This window comes from Staphylococcus sp. GDB9P120P, from assembly GCF_017893435.1.
Taxonomy (GTDB): Bacteria; Bacillota; Bacilli; order Staphylococcales; family Staphylococcaceae; genus Staphylococcus; species Staphylococcus cohnii.
In genome coordinates, this window is sequence record NZ_JAESNB010000008.1 from 86,169 (window position 1) to 105,665 (window position 19,497).

Annotated in this window: 16 protein-coding genes; 13 read left to right on the top strand and 3 right to left on the bottom strand. The window is 32.3% G+C overall.

What is annotated here, in order from left to right:
• The first annotated feature begins 4 nt into the window (after positions 1-4).
• Complete coding sequence (trmB, locus tag KA856_RS05680) at positions 5-646, top strand: tRNA (guanosine(46)-N7)-methyltransferase TrmB (protein ID WP_107385164.1); 642 nt, start codon at positions 5-7, stop codon at positions 644-646.
• 301 nt (positions 647-947) lie between these two features.
• Positions 948-1,775 carry a YtnP family quorum-quenching lactonase gene (locus tag KA856_RS05685; RefSeq protein ID WP_181187721.1) on the top strand — a complete coding sequence of 276 codons (828 nt, stop codon included), beginning with the start codon at positions 948-950 and terminating at the stop codon, positions 1,773-1,775.
• A 163-nt stretch (positions 1,776-1,938) separates the two neighbouring features.
• On the opposite strand, the gene KA856_RS05690 is transcribed toward KA856_RS05685, so the two are convergent.
• On the bottom strand, positions 1,939-2,256 hold the full coding sequence (locus KA856_RS05690) for a hypothetical protein (RefSeq protein WP_107385162.1): 318 nt from the start codon (positions 2,254-2,256) through the stop codon (positions 1,939-1,941).
• A gap of 115 nt (positions 2,257-2,371) precedes the next feature.
• Between KA856_RS05690 and KA856_RS05695 the strand changes: the two genes are divergently transcribed.
• From KA856_RS05695 to ccpA, 10 genes are all read left to right on the top strand, one after another.
• Positions 2,372-3,415, top strand: a complete 1,044-nt coding sequence (locus KA856_RS05695) for a M42 family metallopeptidase (protein WP_394859703.1) — start codon at positions 2,372-2,374, stop codon at positions 3,413-3,415.
• Between the two features lie 17 nt (positions 3,416-3,432).
• Positions 3,433-3,741: a thioredoxin family protein gene (locus tag KA856_RS05700; protein WP_019467703.1), complete on the top strand. Its 309-nt coding sequence runs from the start codon at positions 3,433-3,435 to the stop codon at positions 3,739-3,741.
• A gap of 126 nt (positions 3,742-3,867) precedes the next feature.
• A complete protein-coding gene (locus KA856_RS05705; protein WP_107384407.1) occupies positions 3,868-4,731 on the top strand; it encodes a DUF1444 domain-containing protein in 864 nt (287 codons plus the stop codon).
• 12 nt (positions 4,732-4,743) lie between these two features.
• Complete coding sequence (gene ytpR / locus KA856_RS05710; RefSeq protein WP_119535954.1) at positions 4,744-5,343, top strand: YtpR family tRNA-binding protein; 600 nt, start codon at positions 4,744-4,746, stop codon at positions 5,341-5,343.
• Positions 5,344-5,360: 17 nt separating this feature from the next.
• Positions 5,361-9,029: a DNA translocase FtsK gene (locus KA856_RS05715; RefSeq protein ID WP_210138542.1), complete on the top strand. Its 3,669-nt coding sequence runs from the start codon at positions 5,361-5,363 to the stop codon at positions 9,027-9,029.
• Positions 9,030-9,052: 23 nt separating this feature from the next.
• The gene (gene murC, locus KA856_RS05720; RefSeq protein ID WP_119535952.1) at positions 9,053-10,366 is read left to right on the top strand and encodes a UDP-N-acetylmuramate--L-alanine ligase; all 1,314 of its coding nucleotides are present in this window, start codon (positions 9,053-9,055) and stop codon (positions 10,364-10,366) included.
• Between the two features lie 71 nt (positions 10,367-10,437).
• Positions 10,438-10,929 (top strand): DUF948 domain-containing protein, encoded by a 492-nt coding sequence (locus KA856_RS05725; protein WP_107384403.1) that lies wholly within the window; start codon positions 10,438-10,440, stop codon positions 10,927-10,929.
• Between the two features lie 82 nt (positions 10,930-11,011).
• On the top strand, positions 11,012-12,235 hold the full coding sequence (locus tag KA856_RS05730) for a hypothetical protein (RefSeq protein WP_107384402.1): 1,224 nt from the start codon (positions 11,012-11,014) through the stop codon (positions 12,233-12,235).
• 774 nt (positions 12,236-13,009) lie between these two features.
• Positions 13,010-14,101, top strand: coding sequence for a bifunctional 3-deoxy-7-phosphoheptulonate synthase/chorismate mutase (locus KA856_RS05735; protein WP_107504705.1), 1,092 nt, complete (start codon positions 13,010-13,012; stop codon positions 14,099-14,101).
• Positions 14,102-14,401: 300 nt separating this feature from the next.
• The gene (gene ccpA, locus KA856_RS05740; RefSeq protein WP_019467758.1) at positions 14,402-15,391 is read left to right on the top strand and encodes a catabolite control protein A; all 990 of its coding nucleotides are present in this window, start codon (positions 14,402-14,404) and stop codon (positions 15,389-15,391) included.
• 185 nt (positions 15,392-15,576) lie between these two features.
• Here ccpA and KA856_RS05745 read toward each other — a convergent pair whose 3' ends face one another.
• Positions 15,577-16,731, bottom strand: a complete 1,155-nt coding sequence (locus tag KA856_RS05745) for an acetoin utilization protein AcuC (RefSeq protein ID WP_119535870.1) — start codon at positions 16,729-16,731, stop codon at positions 15,577-15,579.
• 17 nt (positions 16,732-16,748) lie between these two features.
• Positions 16,749-17,381 (bottom strand): N-acetyltransferase, encoded by a 633-nt coding sequence (locus tag KA856_RS05750; protein ID WP_119535869.1) that lies wholly within the window; start codon positions 17,379-17,381, stop codon positions 16,749-16,751.
• Between the two features lie 181 nt (positions 17,382-17,562).
• On the opposite strand from KA856_RS05750, the gene acsA reads away from it, so the two are divergent.
• Positions 17,563-19,272 (top strand): acetate--CoA ligase, encoded by a 1,710-nt coding sequence (gene acsA, locus KA856_RS05755; RefSeq protein ID WP_107384398.1) that lies wholly within the window; start codon positions 17,563-17,565, stop codon positions 19,270-19,272.
• Positions 19,273-19,497 lie beyond the last annotated feature (225 nt).

The window sequence follows — 19,497 nt, forward strand, 5'->3', positions numbered from 1 at the left end:
GAAAATGAGAATGCGTTACAAGCCATGGGCTGAAGATTATTTAAAATCGCATCCTGATATTGTAGACACGGATGGCAGTCATGCGGGACATATTAGTGAATGGTTTGATAAAGATCAACCAATTTATATTGAAATTGGTTCTGGCATGGGACAATTTATAACAACACTTGCTGCACAAAGACCTGAAATTAATTTTATATCTATGGAACGTGAAAAAAATGTTATGGTCAAAGTGTTAGATAAAGTGAGAGAGCAAAATCTAACAAATATTAAATTGATATGTAATGATGCGATAGAACTCAATGAATACTTTAAAGATGGAGAAATTTCACGTATTTATTTAAATTTTTCTGACCCTTGGCCGAAAAAAAGACATACTAAGCGTAGATTAACGTATCACACGTTTTTATCCTTGTATAAACAAGTGTTAAAAACAGATGGAGAAATTCATTTTAAAACAGATAATAGAGGATTATTTGCTTATAGCTTAGAAAGTATGTCCCAATTTGGTATGTATTTTACAAAAATAAATTTAAATTTACATCAAGAAGAAAAAGAGAATAATATTGAAACAGAATATGAGCGAAAGTTTTCTGACAGAGGTTCAAGAATTTATAGAATGGAAGCCAAATTCCATAATAATTAAATATTTGTTATGACTCAGTTATAACGCTCATGTTCAAAATAAAGGGCTAATCCATAAGAAAGACGGATTAGTCCTTTTTTATATTAACGATCTTGTGATTTTGACCGTACGTGCTTGCCTGGGGATATGGCTCGAGCCTGTAGTCTTTCACACATACGAATGCATGAACGTCAATATGTTACAAAATCGCAATGAAATGACAATAGCAGGAGGACTAACAAATTTCGTTATTTTACGTGTAACAAGTATTATATTACTATATTAAGTGATTAGTAATTAAATTAAGAAATGGGGATTGGTTATGAAATTAGGAAATTTCAAGATACATTACCTTAATGGTGGTATTACGAACATTGATGGGGGAGCGATGTTTGGTGTAGTACCCAAAGTTTTATGGACAAAAAAGTATGAACTGAGTGAGGACAATCGGATTCCATTACCCACACATCCAATATTAATACAAACGGAAGAATTTAACTTCATCATTGATACTGGTATAGGTAATCAAAAGCTTACGGAAAAAGAGCGTAAAATATTTGGTGTGCATTATGAAAGTAACATAGAAGAAGAGTTAAAATTATTTAATTTGACGACGAATGATATTGATTATGTACTAATGTCACATCTACATTTTGACCATGCGTCAGGATTAACTGATAGTGAAGGACGTGCGGTTTTTAAAAATGCGATTCATATTATTCAACAAGATGAATGGCATGAGTTTATTAGTCCTAATATACGTAGTAAATCAACGTATTGGCAGAAAAATAATGGTGATTTCTCCAATAATTTATTGTTATTTGAAAATGAAATTGAAATAGTCAAGGGGATTAATATGTACCATACTGGAGGTCATAGTTACGGTCATTCAATTATTACAATTGAAAGTGAAGGAGAAAAAGCAGTGCATATGGGAGATATTTTTCCCACAGTCGCTCACAAAAACCCGCTATGGGTTACTGCCTACGATGATTATCCAATGCAGTCAATAAGAGAAAAAGAACGTATGATACCTAGATTTATTTTAGAAAATTACTGGTTCTTATATTATCATGATGTGAATTACTTTGCTGTAAAATTTAACCAAAAAGAACTCTCTGAAATCGAACATTATATTACAAGAGAATAAAGTAAAAGGTTAAAGTTTTGAACATTTGAAATAGCACTATATCTTTAACAAGAAATACAATCTATGTCTTCTTGGCTTGAGCAGTGATATAGTTTATTTCTTTCAATGTAGTCGATAATCGTTGACTACATGATACAAACATGTTCATAACTTTAACCATTTATCATTTGCATTCAACGATGTTTATCACTTCACCGGTTTTAGCATTAGCATAAAAATCATAATAAGTGCGTTTGCCATTATGAAGGGTAGTGATACCACCTTGAAAGACTTCTAATTGATCGCCAGCATTTTGATACATTATCGTTTCGTTTAATATGTAAGAACCTACAACATTCATAAAATAAGTTTTTACATCTGAAATAATAGTTTCAGGATTACGATTTTGTAGTTGCTTTTGGCGAGTATAAAAATAAATTGATCCAACAATAGTTGTTATTAAGATTAAGCCGATGAAGAACCAACTTTTTTTATTCAACATATTACAATCTACCCCCAATAAATTCATATTTATAGTTTACCATAATGAAGATGATATAATAAATATTAAGGAGTGAAAGACATTGAGTATAGACAAAAGTAAAACATTATCAAGAATGAAAATATTAACAGAATTACATGGCGCGCCAGGATTTGAAGATGACGTTAAAGCATATTTGAAAGATGAGATGTCACCCTATGTAGATGACTTTGTTTATAATCGTATGGGTGGTTTTTATGGGGTTAAACGATCTAAATCTAAAGATCCTAAAAGAATAATGGTTGCCGCTCATATGGATGAAGTAGGTTTTTTAATAACGAACATCACAGATAATGGGCTTTTACAATTCACTAATTTAGGTGGAGTAGCAACTGATATTTGGCAAGGCCAAAGGTTAAAGGTAAAATCAAGAAACAACGAAGAAATTGTCGGGGTCGTTGCAAATATACCGAAACATTTTAGAACAGGTAACGAAGGCGCACCAAAAATTGAAGACTTATTATTAGATATAGGTTGTGAAAACGAACAAGATGTCATAAATCGAGGCATTCAAATAGGTGATACTATAGTTCCAGACACACCATTCACACAATTATCAGAGCATAGGTTTGCTAGTAAAGCGTGGGATAATCGCTATGGTTGTTTAATAGGCATAGAATTATTAGAATTATTAAAAGATGTAGAGTTAGATTTTGATTTATATGTCGGAGCAAATGTCCAAGAAGAGGTTGGTTTAAGAGGTGCAAAAGCCTCTGCTGAATTAATTGATCCAGATGTTGCTTTTATAGTAGATTGTTCACCAGCAAATGATATGAAAGGAAAGCAAAATCTTTCCGGTGAACTGGGAAAAGGGACTTTAATTCGTATAAAAGATGGAACAATGATATTAAAACCAACGTTTAGAGATTTTCTGTTAGATTTAGCAAACAAATTTAAAATTCCACATCAATATTATATGTCTCCAGGTGGTACAGATGGAGGAGAAATTCACAAAGCAAACATAGGTATACCAACCGCGGTTATTGGTGTTTGTGCACGCTATATTCACAGTACAAATGCAGTATTTGATTTTCGCGATTATGATGCTGCAAGAAGCCTAATATTACAATCAGTTAAAAATTTAGATAATGAAGTAATAAATACTTTACAGTATAAATAACGTTTTGGAGTGATTAGATGGAACAATTAGAAAATGAACAACAATTTTTAGAATTAAAAAAAGGACACACAGTATTTTTATTTACTGCTGATTGGTGTCCGGATTGTAAAGTAATTGAACCAGACCTACCACAACTTGAAGCGAAGTATACAAATTATAAATTCATATCAGTGGATAGAGATAAATTTATAGATATTTGTATTGAACATGGTATTATGGGCATTCCTAGTTTTTTAGTATTTAGTAATGGACAACAAATTGGAAGTTATATTGGCAAAGAACGTAAATCCATTGAACAGATAGATGAATTTTTAGCTTCTTTATAAAAATAAAGTAAATCAAATGTATTAATGTGTACGCTAAAAATATACCCTTAGAACTTACTTTTTTTCTGTTCCTAAGGGTATATTTATTGTAAACTGTATTAAGACACGTAAATAGGAGTGTTAACGATGAATGTCTTTCAAATGAGAGATAAATTAAAAGATAGATTGAAACATTTAGATGTTAAATTTAGTTTTAATCGTGATGAAGAAACGCTACGCGTATCTAGAAATGATAATGGCAAAGGTGTTACTGTCAAAATTTCTACAATTGTAGCGAAATATAAAGAACAAAAAGAAAACATTGTAGATGAAATTGTATATTATGTTGAAGAAGCGATTGAACAAATGAAAGGGGAGGCTTTATCTGAAGCAGAGAACATTGAGATAATGCCTGTACTGAGATCGCCTAGTTTTGATAAAAAAGATAAAGAAGGTAATTCATTTGTTATAGATAAACATACTGCAGAAACAAATATTTATTATGCAGTAGATTTAGGAAAATCTTATCGATTAATAGATGAACAAATGTTAGAAAAATTAAATCTTACTAAACAACAAGTGAAAGAAATGGCATTATTTAATGTCAGAAAACTTGAAAACAAATATAAAACTGATGAAGTTAAAGGTAATATTTTCTATTTTGTAAATTCAAATGATGGCTACGATGCAAGTAGAATTTTAAATAATACCTTTTTGAATGACATACAAGCTCAATGTGAAGGTGAAATGTTGGTAGCAGTACCACATCAAGATGTGTTAATTATTGCCGATATACGAAATAAAACAGGTTATGATGTCATGGCACATTTAACGATGGAATTCTTCACGAAAGGTTTAGTTCCAATCACGTCATTATCATTAGCTTATGATAACGGACATTTTGAACCAATATTTATATTAGGTAAAAATAATAAGCAAAAAAGAAACCCAAATGTCATCCAAAGATTAGAAGCAACTAGAAAACAATATGAAAATAAAGATAAGAAATAAGGAGTTAAAAAAATGAATTTATTTTACAATAAAGAAGCTGTTGGAGATGTAGCTTTTTTACAAATTGAACCCACAACAGGTGAATTTACTTATGAAACAAAGAATGATGTAGTGGAAATTCGTCAAGATAATAAGGTTGTAGGTTTTAATATATTCAATGCATCAAAGGTCTCAAATATTACTGGAAAAGGTCATATAAAATTGGATGAAAATTTGATTCATGACTTACAACAAGCAATTAATAATGCTGGTTTCACATTTGAATTGAACGCAGATTTATCACCAAGATTTGTTGTCGGTTATGTTGAAACTAAAGAAAAACACCCAGATGCAGATAAATTAAGTGTTTTAAATGTAGATGTAGAAACAGAAAAGCTACAAATCGTTTGTGGAGCGCCGAATGTTGAAGCAGGACAAAAGGTCGTTGTAGCAAAAGTAGGAGCTGTGATGCCAAGTGGCATGGTTATTAAAGATGCAGCATTACGTGGTGTAGATTCAAGTGGAATGATTTGTTCTATGAAAGAATTAAATTTACCAAATGCTCCACAGGAAAAAGGTATTATGGTATTGTCTGATGAATACAAAGTTGGACAGGCATTTTTTGAAGAATAGAAGGAGGTAATGACCGAATGAGCTGGTTCGACAAATTATTTGGAGAAGAAAATGATCCTAATAAAGATTATCTAAATAAAAGAAACCAACGACGCCAAAAGAATATGCAGCAAGAACATCAAGACACATTACTTCCTCAAAATAACGATGTTTATGAGAGACCCAAAGGGAAATTTAGATTTCCAATGCGTGTTTTAGAAGAAAATAGTGATACTGAGGACGCTAATAAAGAATCATCAGAAAATGAATTTAAAAATTCCAATCATAAGTCATCTAATCCTCATACTGAGAATCACCACTATAGAAGACGGAGACAAATGGCTGATGAAACAACTACAGATAAATTTGATCAACCATCTACAGAATCTTATCCATCATCACGTAGTAAAACAAATGCGTCATTAGATAATGAAGTTCGTAAAGAAAAGAAACAACACAAAGGAAAAAGAACAAGAATTCAAACAGATGTTTTAGGCGGTACTGGACACGGAAGTGGACATAGTACAAAAAAACATGAGCCTACTACACCTCAATATCATAAAAGTGAATTTAAAGCGAGCGAAGTTCCTTCAGCTATTTTTGGAACTAAAAAACCACATCCTTTAGAAAATGGTGTGATAAAACCTAATAATCGTTTTACAGATGATAATGAGAGTGAAATGCAAGGAGAACAAAAATTAAATTCTAACAATGACCAAAGCGTCACTGATGAATCAACGTTTGATCAATTTTCTCAAGTTGATAGCGAACAACCATCATCTAAAAAGAGCAAAGAACAAACGCAAAATAAATCTATGCAACAAGATCATTTATCACAATCAACAAATACACCTAAAAAGAACAATACAATCAATATAGAAAATATCTATGCGTCTCAAATTGTTGAAGAAATTCGTAGAGAACGTGAGCGTAAAGTGCTTCAAAAACGTCAGTTTAAGAAAGCATTGCAACAGAAGCGACAAGAAAATCAACAAAATGACGAAGATACAATTCAAAAAGCAATTGATGAAATGTATGCACAACAAGCAAAACAATATATTGGAGAAAGTTCATTAGACGGATCAGAAAATAATAATAGTGATACAGACTACGCAAAAAAATTGTCAGATAAAGATACAAATGAACAAAATGATGCTGATAACCAAAGTGATACGTCACAATACAAGTATCAAGAAATTAATTTAGATCATATAAGTGATGTACATAACATTGACAATAACCAATCAGATGTTGAGTCAGATGAAAGTGAGAATCAAACTGTCAATGTAGAAAATGAACCAAGTATTACAGAAACATCAACGAGTCAAGCTAATGACGAGTCAAATCTTTTTCAAGATAGTAATCATGTAGAAATAGATAATGTTCTGCAACACGACGATGAAAACTCAACAGAATCAATCGATAATACTGAAATTTCGGATGCAACTTATAGAGAAATTTCAGATGTTCAAAAAGATATGTCACAAAATACGCTTGATTCGACTCAACAAGCGCACAAAAATGAAGTAAAAACATCGAAAAATGAAAATGATTATTCTGTGGATGATACATCAATGTATACAAACCATCATTTTGAAAAAGAAGATGAGCAAAATATAGATGACACTGATGATTTAAATCAAAATGCTTCACGATATCAAAAAGATTCATCGGTTAATACTGAAGCGGATAGAACTGGTGAAAATACATTTGTTAGTGACGCACAGATTTCAGAGAATAAAGATGATGAAACACAACAAGTTCATGATAAGCCAGCAGCTAAAGTTAATAGTGATGAACAAAGGAATCAACAACATAAAAATACAACTAGATTGAAAGGGAGCAAACCTTTCAATGTAGTGATGACACCATCTGACAAAAAACGAATGCTTGATGCTAAAAAAAATCTTAACAACACGAATACTTCTGTCAAATCTAATGAGGTTAAATTACAACAATCAGATGAAAATATAGATAAACCAACACAGACAAAAAAAGATGAATCAACTGCTTCTTATCATCAACAAATGCAAACCGAAAATAACGTGGAAGTATATGCTTCAGACGATAATAAGTCAAAAATTACGGATATGCATGTGCAATCTGAAACATTGACTGAGGATGTACAGTCCAGTAAAGGTCTGAAAGATGAAGGTATAGAAAACGAGCATGATGAAAAAACACAAAAACTTGAATCCAAACATATAGACAATCAATCAGTTAATGATACGACGTCTCAGAATTCAAATACTGTGAGTCAGCCAAGTCAAAATACGCCACCATATCAAGAAAGTAAAACGTCAATAAGAAAAGGTCCGAATATTAAACTTCCAAGTATTGATTTACTTGATGAACCTAAAGTGCATGAAATAGATAATCAATGGATTGAAGAAAAGAAACAAGAATTAAATGAAGCATTCTATTATTTCAATGTACCTGCGGAAGTTCAAACTGTTACGGAAGGACCAAGTGTGACTCGTTTTGAACTGTCTGTTGAAAAAGGTGTGAAAGTATCTAGAATCACTAACTTACAAGATGATATTAAAATGGCATTGGCAGCAAAAGATATACGTATTGAAGCACCTATTCCAGGCACGAGTCTAGTAGGTATTGAAGTGCCAAATCAGTCTTCCACACCTGTTAATTTACGTTCTATCATAGAAGATAATACATTTAAAAATGCTGAATCTAAATTAACAGTAGCTATGGGGCTTAGAATTAACAATGAGCCATTGGTTATGGATATAGCAAAAACACCTCATGCTTTAATTGCTGGTGCTACAGGCTCAGGTAAATCTGTATCTATTAACAGCATTTTAATGTCATTATTGTATAAAAATCATCCTGAAGAACTAAGGTTATTACTTATCGATCCTAAGATGGTTGAGTTGGCACCATATAATGGCTTGCCACATTTGGTATCTCCTGTTATTACTGATGTTAAAGCTGCTACACAAAGTTTAAAATGGGCAGTTGAAGAAATGGAACGTCGATATAAAGTATTTGCCAAATACCATGTTAGAAATATAACTGCTTTTAATAAAAAAGCAAATTATGAAGATAGAATGCCAAAAATTGTTATAGTAATAGATGAATTAGCTGATTTAATGATGATGGCACCACAAGAGGTTGAACAATCAATTGCACGAATTGCACAAAAAGCACGCGCATGTGGGATTCATATGTTAGTTGCAACACAAAGACCATCCGTAAACGTAATTACAGGATTAATCAAAGCGAATATACCAACACGTATTGCCTTTATGGTATCTTCAAGTGTAGATTCACGTACGATTTTAGATAGTGGTGGAGCAGAGCGCTTATTAGGTTATGGGGATATGCTATACCTAGGAAGTGGAATGAACAAACCAATACGTGTACAAGGAACATTCGTTTCTGATGAAGAAATTGATGATGTAGTTGATTTTATTAAACAACAACGTGAACCTGATTATCTTTTTGAAGAAAAAGAATTGTTGAAAAAAGTAGAAAGTCATCCACAAGATGATTTATTCGACGACGTATGTCGATTTATGGTACAAGAAGGACATATTTCTACTTCACTGATACAAAGACATTTCCAAATCGGTTATAATCGCGCTGCGAGAATTGTAGACCAACTAGAACAGTTAGGTTATGTTTCGGAAGCAAACGGTTCGAAACCTAGAGATGTGTATATCACAGAGTCTGATTTGAATGATAATTAATATAGAGATAAAGGAGTGTTACAATGACACATTACCATTTTGTCGGCATTAAAGGTGCCGGTATGAGTTCATTAGCACAAATCATGCATGATCTTGGAAATGAAGTACAAGGATCAGATATAAAGAATTATGTTTTCACAGAAGTAGCATTAAAAAATAAAGGTATAAAAATCCTGCCCTTTGATGCAGATAATATAAAGAAAGATATGGTCATTGTTCAAGGTAATGCCTTTCCTGATACGCATGAAGAAGTAGTCCGCGCACATGAATTAAATTTAGAAGTTATTCGTTACCATGATTTTTTAGGTCATGTTATTAACCAATACACTTCTGTTGCTGTAACAGGTGCACATGGTAAAACATCTACAACTGGCTTACTATCACATGTTATGAACGGAGATAAAAAGACTTCTTTCTTAATTGGAGACGGTACAGGTTTAGGTATTCCGGCTAGTGATTACTTTGCTTTTGAAGCATGTGAATACCGTAGACATTTTTTAAGTTATCATCCGGATTATACAATTATGACAAATATTGATTTTGATCATCCAGATTATTTTAAAGATGTACATGATGTTTTTAATGCTTTTCAAGAAATGGCACATAACGTAAAAAAAGCAATTATAGCTTGGGGAGATGATCCATATCTTCGTGATTTAAAAGCAGATGTACCTATTTATTATTATGGATTTTCTAAAAATGATGATATATATGCAGATAATATTCAAATTAGTGAAAAAGGTACACAATTTGATGTTTATATTAATAATAAATTTTATGATACTTTCTTATCTCCACAATTTGGGGATCATAATATTTTAAATGGACTTGCAGTAATAGCAATAAGTTATTTAGAAGGATTAAACGTTGATAATATTAAAGAAGCGTTAGAAACATTTGGTGGTGTAAAACGTAGATTTAATGAAACTAAGGCGGGTAAACAAATATTAGTGGATGATTATGCTCACCATCCGAGAGAAATTAGTGCTACAATTGAGACAGCACGAAAAAAATATCCTAATAAAGAAGTTATAGCTGTTTTCCAACCACATACTTTCAGTAGAACACAGGCTTTTTTAGAAGAATTTGCTGAATGTTTGAATCTTGCTGATAAAACATTTTTATGTGAAATTTTTGGATCAATAAGAGAAATTAATGGTGAACTAACCATTCAAGACCTAGTTAATAGGGTGGATGGTTCCACGCTTATTGATGAGCATAGTGTAAATGCTTTAGAACAGTATAAAGATGCAGTTATCTTATTTATGGGTGCAGGCGATATACAAAAAATCCAACGTGCATATATGGAAAATATCGGTGTAACTACCTCATTTTAATATGTTTATGTTAAAATGATGTGGGTATTTATATTAAATAACAACATATGTTTTTTTAGGAGGCGTTTTAAATGGAATGGATTTTACCTATAGCTGGAATAATTGCAGCGATTGCTTTTTTAGTATTATGTATAGGAATCGTTGTTGTATTACTTTCAGTTAAGAAAAATTTAGATCACGTTGCTAAAACTCTTGATGGAGTTGAAGGACAAATTCAAGGGATTACACGTGAATCTACTGACTTACTTCATAAAGCGAATCGCTTAACTGAAGATATTCAAGATAAATCAGAACGTTTAAACTCTGTCGTTGATGCTGTGAAAGGTATCGGTGATTCAGTTCAAACATTAAATGGTTCTGTTGATCGAGTAACTAACTCAATCACGCACAATATTTCTCAAAATGAAGATAAAATTTCTCAAGTTGTACAATGGTCAAACGTTGCAATGGAAGTTGCTGACAAATGGCAAAACAGAAGAAATCGTAGAGAAAGTGCAAATTATAAAACAAGTAGCGTAGCAGACGATGCAAATCATAGCTATACTACACGTGTTGACCATTAATCATTTATATACTTAAAAAACAAATGCACTTAAATGAGGTATAAACTTATTTAAGTGCATTTGTTATAGGAGGCATTCAAATATGAAGTACTATAATCGAGATGATTTCGAAAGAAATTTAGAAAGCTATGAAGTTCCAGAATATTTTACATCTGGCGCTAGAAATGTGTTTGTTTATGGATTTATAGTGGGTGCAGTGATAGGTTCGGCAGTAGGGTTAGTTTCTATTAGTAAATCACGTCAAAGTGATAAATCCGTTCCTAAAAATAATAAAGCATTCAAATCAAATGTAGTTAAAGAAGCTGAAAATGATAAAGCAGAAGCAGAACGTCAAGTTGCGCACATTAAAGAAAAAGCAATTACAAACAATGAATTAGATGCGCAAAAAGTTGCAATTCAACAAGAGACGGCTTCACACAACTTATCTAATACGTCACCTCAAGCACAAGAAACATTAACTGAACAACAATCGAGTGAAGCATCAGATGATAGTTTAAACAATATTGATGTACAAGCACAACCAACAGAAAGTGAAAAAAATGCTCAAAAAAATGCAATTAAGCAAGAGTCAGAAACACATCATTTATCTGATTCTACAGTTGCATCATCTTCTGACGAATCATCAAAAAATGGTACAGTATCGGCTACAAAATTAGCGAATGCTGCTGAAGAGAAAAATAAAGCTTTAAAAAATGACACGACAGTTAAGAAAAACACAACTGCACTTGTAGCTGAAGAAAATGTAAAATCTAATTCTAAAAAGGCAGTTCCTAATTTAGTTACTAAAAGTACTGAAGCTGAATCAACAAACAGTTTAAAATCAGCAACAGCTGCAGGTAGTATTACTGCTGCAGGATTAGCATTAGCAGCGAGTCAAAAACGTGATGCAATGTCCAAAGATCCTAAAGTAGCTGAAAAGACCGTTGATTTATTAAAACCTGAAACGCTAACAGCTAAAGGTAATCAAAAAGTACCTAATTTAGTTACAAAGAAATTAGATAATGCAGTAGAAAATAATAATAAAGTAGAAAATTCTGCAGATAAACATGATCAAGCTTCAAATAATAATGCATCTCAAGCTGCAGAGCAACGTGTTAAGCAAACACATAAAAGTGTGTCTTTTAAAGATGGTATGATTGTTCATGATAATGCTGAACAAGGTATAAGTAAGCAATCTTCTAGTGATAACAATACTGTTTCAGCTAATTCTGACCAAGAAGTGCCAACATATTCAAAAAATAGATTACAAAACAAGAAGTCTGAAAAAGCGAAAAGTAAAATAGATAAAAGAACATTTAACGACTAAAAGCTGTTATCTAATTTTGGTATAAATTCTATAATCAAAAAGAGTTTCGGGCATAAATCCCCATCTCAAAATAAGAGGGCCAATCCATAATATGGATTGGTCCTCTTTATATTTAAAATCTTACGATTTTGATCGTGCATGCTTGCCTGGGGATATGGCTAGAGCCTGTAGTCTCTCGCTCATATCATTTCCCCGGGCGTCAGCACGATGCAAAATCTCTATAAGTGATGTGCTTTAATACAATAGAAAAAAGCTTCGTCTTATTTAACTTATACAACTAATAGAAAGTCGTATTTTTAATTAACCAAAGATATAACTTAATATGAATACACATGATGGATAGGTCTTCTTTATATTTAAAATCTTACGATTTTGACTTTGCATGCTTGCCTGGGGATATGATTAGAGCCTGTAGTCTCTCATTCATATGAATCCCAGGGCGTCAGCACATTACAAAATCGTACAATTTATATTTTGTTATTCAAAAAATAAGCTATTTTGCATAATTTAATAAATAGCACTAAACTAAATCTACTTGCATACGATGTAACGAGTCGTTGAAATAAAATTATATTTTAAGTAATAGTGTAAAAATACGACTAGCAAATAACAGAAAATTCAGTTATCATTAAACGTATTCACTTTAAAAAGTGATTTTTTACGTTTGAGACTTGAACTTATATGTAGTTATTGTTAGAATTACGTTTAACAAATATTTTATCGCTTTAAAGCAGAATAAAATATCGCTGTAAAATTTTCATAGAGGTGAATAAAATGACAGACAAATTACAAGAATACAGAGATGAAATTGTTGGAATTAATGAACAAATATTAGACCTTTTATCTAAAAGAGGGAAAATCGCACAAAAAATAGGTGAAGAAAAACGCAAACAGGGTACAATGGTTTATGACCCTCAACGTGAAAAAGAAATGATTAACCAACTTTTAGATAAAAATGAAGGTCCGTTTAATGATAATGTGATTAAACAACTATTTAAAGAAATTTTTAAAGCCTCTACTGACTTGCAAAAATCAGAGAATGAAAAACACTTATATGTGTCTAGAAAATTGAAACCAGAAGATACGATTGTTCAATTTGATAATGGAGGCATTATTGGTGATGGTAATAAATCATTTGTTTTTGGTCCATGCTCAGTTGAGTCACAAGAACAAGTAGATGCAGTTGCTGCAAATTTACAAGCTAAAGGTGAGAAATTCATTAGAGGTGGTGCATTTAAACCTCGTACATCACCTTATGATTTCCAAGGATTAGGTGAAGAAGGACTTAAAATACTTAAAAATACAAAAGATAAATATGGTTTGAATGTTGTAAGTGAAATTGTAAATCCAGCAGATTTTGAAATTGCTGATCAATATTTAGATGTCTTTCAAATCGGTGCACGTAATATGCAGAATTTCGAATTATTAAAAGAGGCAGGACGTTCTAATAAGCCAGTATTATTAAAACGTGGATTGGCCGCTACAATTGAAGAATTTATTTTTGCAGCTGAGTATATTGCGTCGCAAGGTAATGAAAATATAATTTTATGTGAACGTGGTATACGTACATATGAAAAAGCTACTAGAAATACATTAGACATTTCCGCAGTGCCAATTTTAAAACAGGGTACACATTTACCAGTTTTAGTAGATGTTACACATAGTACTGGACGTAAAGATATCATGTTACCTACTGCAAAAGCAGGTTTAGCTGTTGGTGCTGATGGTATTATGGCAGAAGTTCACCCAGATCCTTCTGTTGCATTAAGTGATAGTGGTCAACAAATGGATTTAAATGAATTTGAAAAATTCTACAATGAATTAAAACCATTAGCTGATATGTATAACAGCAAACAATTAAAATAATGTATATGATATTATGATTTTATAACCTCTATTTTGCACACTAACTATTTAGGTGCATATAGAGGTTTTTATATTGCTTTATAATAACTATTTATACGAAAAATAAATAGTGCTTTTAAAATTTATTGTTAATGAAATAAAAGATATACTCAAATAAGATTTGATAAATTATTATGAAATTGACATAATTATGACATTCAAATCAAAATGATTTTACATTTACGAAAAATATGGTAAACTTTGAAAATATTATGAAAACAGAGTATAATGATAAAGAAATCGCTTTCAAGGAGGAAGTTTATGACTGTAACAATTTATGATGTAGCTAGAGAAGCTAGAGTATCTATGGCTACTGTTTCGCGTGTCGTAAATGGTAACCAAAATGTAAAACCAGAAACCCGAGACAAAGTGAACGAAGTAATAAAAAAATTGAGTTATCGTCCTAACGCAGTAGCAAGAGGATTAGCTAGTAAACGTACGACGACTGTTGGAGTAATTATCCCAGATATTTCAAATGTGTATTATTCACAACTCGCACGTGGTTTAGAAGACATTGCTACGATGTATAAGTATCATTCAATCATCTCTAATTCTGATAATGATCCAAGCAAAGAGAAAGAAATTTTTAATAATTTATTAAGCAAACAAGTAGATGGCATTATCTTTTTAGGTGGTACCATATCAGAAGAAATTAAAGAGTTGATTAATAAATCATCTGTACCAGTGGTTGTGTCAGGTACGAATGGTAAAGATGAAGGAATTTCATCTGTTAATATTGATTTCCAAACTGCTGCAAAAGAAATAACTGCACACCTGATCGAAAAAGGGGCAAAGCGTTTTGCTTTTGTAGGTGGAGATTATTCCAAGAAGGCACAAGATGATGTGTTAGAAGGATTAAAAGAAGTCTTATCAGAAAATCAATTAACATTAGATGAACAATTAATCTTCAATGGTAATGAAACATATAAAGATGGTTTACGTGCATTTGGTGCATTAAAATCTACTAAACCAGATGCTATTTTATCAATTAGTGATGAACAAGCAATTGGTTTAGTTCATGCAGCACAAGATGAGGGTGTAACTGTTCCGGATGATTTACAAATTGTTAGTTTTAATAATACACGATTAGTAGAAATGGTTAGACCACAATTATCAAGTGTGATTCAGCCATTGTATGATATTGGTGCAGTGGGAATGAGATTATTAACCAAATATATGAACGAAGAAGAAATTGATGAACCTAATGTGATTTTACCGCATAGAATTGAATATAGAGGTACAACAAAATAAATTTAATAAAACACAGATGCTATGACCAAATACATGCTTTTGGTCATAGTTTAGTAATAATGCACTGTTTTTAAATTTTATCTGAACTGAAATTCATGCGTAAGCCCCACTAATCTCAATGAACTGAGTAGTGGGGCTTTATCACGCTTTGTATTTTTTATGTAGTAAAACTATAAAAATAAGCGTTATTTAAACCAGCTTAATACTTGAGTTGCGTGTTTCATATTGATCTCTGTAATTTCTTTACGTCTGGGTATCAATTGATAATCTAATTTTTGGTCTTTCCAAGTCATTGGTAATTCACAAGTAGCATAAGGTGTCCACTTAGCGATCCATTTTTCAGGCAATTCACCTTGTTGTGGTTGTTCACCAATTAATGCTAAAAAAACATGCGTCCATGCACGAGGTACAACTTTCCAAATATTGTAACCACCGCCACCAAACATAATCACTTTTCCATCAGTATATTTATCTGCTAACGCTTTAATTTTATAGGGGATTTCATATAGTGCGTTTAGTGTACAACTTAAATGTGTGAGTGGATCTAAATAATGAATATCTACACCATGCACACTCAAAATGATATCAGGTTTGAAAGAAGCAACAACAGGTTCTAATGTTTCATTTAAGACCTCGAGATAAGATTCATCTTCTGTGTACGGTTCAAGTGGTATATTGACGGTATAACCGAAGCCTTGTTCATTGCCACGTTCTGTATAGTTTCCTGACCCAGGGAATAAAAATTTACCAGTTTCATGTATAGAATAAATTAATGCATCACTGTTAGTATAAAAACTCCATTGTGTTCCATCACCATGATGTGCATCTGTATCTATACACATTACACGTAAATTATAATGTTTGATGAGGTAAGCAATGGTAATTGCCACATCATTGTATATGCAGAAACCATTAGCACGACCTGGCAAACTATGATGTAATCCACCACCTAAATGACAACCATTGGTGAATGTACCGTCCATAATTTTATCAGCTAAATTAAGGGCACCACCCACAATGCGTGCACTGTGTTTATGCATCATTCTAAATTGTAGAGTATCGCTTCCATCTAAGCCATATTTCTTGGCTTCATTATCATTTAAAATGCCATGTGATGCACGTCTAATCGATTGTATATAATCATAGCTATGAATCAAATTTAATTCATCATCTGTTGCAATCCGTGGTTTAACAATGTGTTCAGGTTTTAAATAACCTAAATCACTTAATAATTCAGTTGTCAGTTTCAATCTCATTTGATTGAAAGGATGTTGATTACTAAAACGGTATTGTAAGATTTCGTTTGAATAAACAAAACCAGTTTTTTGGGTATTGCTCATATTGATTTAACTCCCCTTTAAAAGAAAAAGCGATTCTTGTATCTTAAATCATCGAATGCTTGTAACTGATCAATGGAAATGCGTGAACCTATTCTTGCCATTAAACAATTAGCTGGATGGCTAGTGATTTCAGGATCATCTGTAGCAAAAATCTCTAGGCCCCCATAACCCATTAATTTTTGCATTAGTTTTTTATATGCGTAAACATCCAAACCTGCATTTTTTAAATCCCAATGCCAATAATACTCAGTGGTTAATACGATATAATCTTCATATTCATCAGCAGTCAAACTTAAGCGAATAAGTTTACTACCTAAATGTAAATGTCGATATGGTAAACTAATTTCTATGGCACCCAGTTCTATTAAATACTCAAGGTTACCATCCGACCAACGTTCTAATGGATCAGGATAATGATAGGTGACATAACCAATAATATGTTTATGTTCTCGTATCACAAAAATTCTACCTTCTGCTAATTCACTAATTTCTTTTATAGCTATAAATTGATCGTCGGGTTGTCGAAAAGCAGAAAGTCCATCATCAAAAGTCATAAGTTCAAGATTTTCTCTAGAAACAGGACCTTCTATAATAAATGTACCTTCGTCCAAATGAAATGTTTGAAATTGATACGTTTTTATATGTTCCATTTTTTCACTCCAAACGACTGTAGATGAATATCATATTCATTCTTTAATACTTTTAGTATAAGGGATTTTAGAAAAAATTAACACGATAATGTATCCGTTTACACCGATTATTTTGAAAATTGCGAATTTGTTAGTTATAATATGCATTAAGCATTCGATTTCATTAAGAGGGGGATTTAGAATGAAAGTAGAAGTATATAAAGGGGAAGAAGGAAATTTTAACCTTCAAAACTATGAGAAACAATACAACAACTTTGATTGGAAAGAGGTCGAAAAAGCATTTTCATGGTATGACACTGGTAAAGTGAATATGGCGCATGAATGTATCGATCGTCATGTGGATGAAGGTAAAGGAGAAAAAGTTGCACTTCATTATAAAGATGATCAGCGACAAGAAAGTTATACTTTCAGTGAAATGAAATCAAAATCGAATAAAGCTGCAAATGTTTTAAAGGATAAGGCAAATGTTGAAAAAGGTGATCGTGTATTTATTTTCATGCCACGAACACCTGAACTTTATTTTGCATTATTTGGTATTTTGAAAATAGGCGCAATTGTCGGCCCATTATTTGAAGCATTTATGGAAAAAGCTGTTGGAGATAGACTAGAAAATAGTGAGGCGAAAGTAATTGTTACTACTAATAGCTTATTACCAAGAATACCTGTAGATAAATTACCAAATTTAGAAACAATCATTGTAGTTGATAATGATGTAGATCGCGCATATGTAGATTTCAATAGTGAGTTTGAACAAGCAAGTGATCAATTTGATACGGAATGGTTAGATTTAGATGATGGTTTGATTTTACATTATACATCAGGATCAACTGGTCAACCTAAAGGTGTACTACATGCGCAAAAATCAATGTTGGTACATTATATTTCAGGTAAATATGTACTTGATTTTAAAGATGATGATGTGTATTGGTGTACAGCAGATCCAGGATGGGTCACTGGTACATCGTACGGTATATTTAGTCCTTGGTTAAATGGCATTACGAATTGTATTGCGGGAGGTAGATTTTCTCCTGAAGCATGGTATGGCATGATAGAAGAATTTAAAGTGACTATCTGGTATACAGCACCAACAGCATTAAGAATGTTAATGAGTGCTGGTGACGATATCGTCGAAAAATATGACTTGTCATCATTGAAGAGCATTTTATCTGTCGGTGAACCGTTAAACCCTGAAGTCATTAAATGGGCAAAAGATGTATTTGGATTACGTGTATTAGACACTTGGTGGATGACTGAAACAGGTGGTCATATGATTGTAAATTATCCTTCGATGGACGTGAAATTAGGCTCAATGGGTAAACCTTTACCAGGCATTGAGGCATCAATCGTAGATGACCAAGGTAATGAATTACCCCCTAATCGCATGGGTAATTTAGCAATTAAAAAAGGTTGGCCATCCATGATGATTTCTATTTGGAATAATCCTGAAAAATATGAATCGTATTTTATCGGCGACTGGTATGTTTCTGGAGATTCCGCTTATAAAGATGAAGACGGATATTTCTGGTTCCAAGGTCGTGTTGATGATGTAATCATGACAGCAGGAGAACGTGTAGGTCCATTTGAAGTAGAATCAAAATTAGTGGAACATGAGGCAGTTGCAGAAGCAGGAGTCATTGGTAAACCTGATCCTGTACGTGGTGAAATTATCAAAGCATTTGTTGCCCTACGTCCTGAATTCAAAGAAAGTGAAGAGTTGAAAGAAGAAATTCGTAAATTTGTTAAAGAAGGATTAGCTGCACATGCTGCACCACGTGAAATAGAATTCAAAGAAAAATTACCTAAAACACGTTCAGGTAAAATTATGCGTCGCGTATTAAAAGCATGGGAACTTGATTTGCCAGAAGGTGACTTAAGTACGATGGAAGATTAATTAAATACAAAGTGTTTTACGATTATTCAGTAAGCAAAAATAGCTAAAAACACTCCTTTATTGATAAGTTTTAACGCAGCTTAAAATTTTGAAATAAAGGAGTTTTTTAGTGTAATAAGACAATGTAAGTGGAAATGTATATCATATCTTTACAAAAGACGCTTATTATTTTGAAAGCGCTATCTCTATTAATCGACAACACAACATTATTTAGTTATTATGAAT

Excerpts from the sequence above, each read along its gene's own strand:
- trmB (WP_107385164.1), top strand. The coding sequence starts at position 5 with ATGAGAATGCGTTACAAGCCATGGGCTGAAGATTATTTAAAATCGCAT.
- KA856_RS05685 (WP_181187721.1), top strand. The coding sequence starts at position 948 with ATGAAATTAGGAAATTTCAAGATACATTACCTTAATGGTGGTATTACG.
- KA856_RS05690 (WP_107385162.1), bottom strand. The coding sequence starts at position 2,256 with ATGTTGAATAAAAAAAGTTGGTTCTTCATCGGCTTAATCTTAATAACA.
- KA856_RS05695 (WP_394859703.1), top strand. The coding sequence starts at position 2,372 with ATGAAAATATTAACAGAATTACATGGCGCGCCAGGATTTGAAGATGAC.
- KA856_RS05700 (WP_019467703.1), top strand. The coding sequence starts at position 3,433 with ATGGAACAATTAGAAAATGAACAACAATTTTTAGAATTAAAAAAAGGA.
- KA856_RS05705 (WP_107384407.1), top strand. The coding sequence starts at position 3,868 with ATGAATGTCTTTCAAATGAGAGATAAATTAAAAGATAGATTGAAACAT.
- ytpR (WP_119535954.1), top strand. The coding sequence starts at position 4,744 with ATGAATTTATTTTACAATAAAGAAGCTGTTGGAGATGTAGCTTTTTTA.
- KA856_RS05715 (WP_210138542.1), top strand. The coding sequence starts at position 5,361 with ATGAGCTGGTTCGACAAATTATTTGGAGAAGAAAATGATCCTAATAAA.
- murC (WP_119535952.1), top strand. The coding sequence starts at position 9,053 with ATGACACATTACCATTTTGTCGGCATTAAAGGTGCCGGTATGAGTTCA.
- KA856_RS05725 (WP_107384403.1), top strand. The coding sequence starts at position 10,438 with ATGGAATGGATTTTACCTATAGCTGGAATAATTGCAGCGATTGCTTTT.
- KA856_RS05730 (WP_107384402.1), top strand. The coding sequence starts at position 11,012 with ATGAAGTACTATAATCGAGATGATTTCGAAAGAAATTTAGAAAGCTAT.
- KA856_RS05735 (WP_107504705.1), top strand. The coding sequence starts at position 13,010 with ATGACAGACAAATTACAAGAATACAGAGATGAAATTGTTGGAATTAAT.
- ccpA (WP_019467758.1), top strand. The coding sequence starts at position 14,402 with ATGACTGTAACAATTTATGATGTAGCTAGAGAAGCTAGAGTATCTATG.
- KA856_RS05745 (WP_119535870.1), bottom strand. The coding sequence starts at position 16,731 with ATGAGCAATACCCAAAAAACTGGTTTTGTTTATTCAAACGAAATCTTA.
- KA856_RS05750 (WP_119535869.1), bottom strand. The coding sequence starts at position 17,381 with ATGGAACATATAAAAACGTATCAATTTCAAACATTTCATTTGGACGAA.
- acsA (WP_107384398.1), top strand. The coding sequence starts at position 17,563 with ATGAAAGTAGAAGTATATAAAGGGGAAGAAGGAAATTTTAACCTTCAA.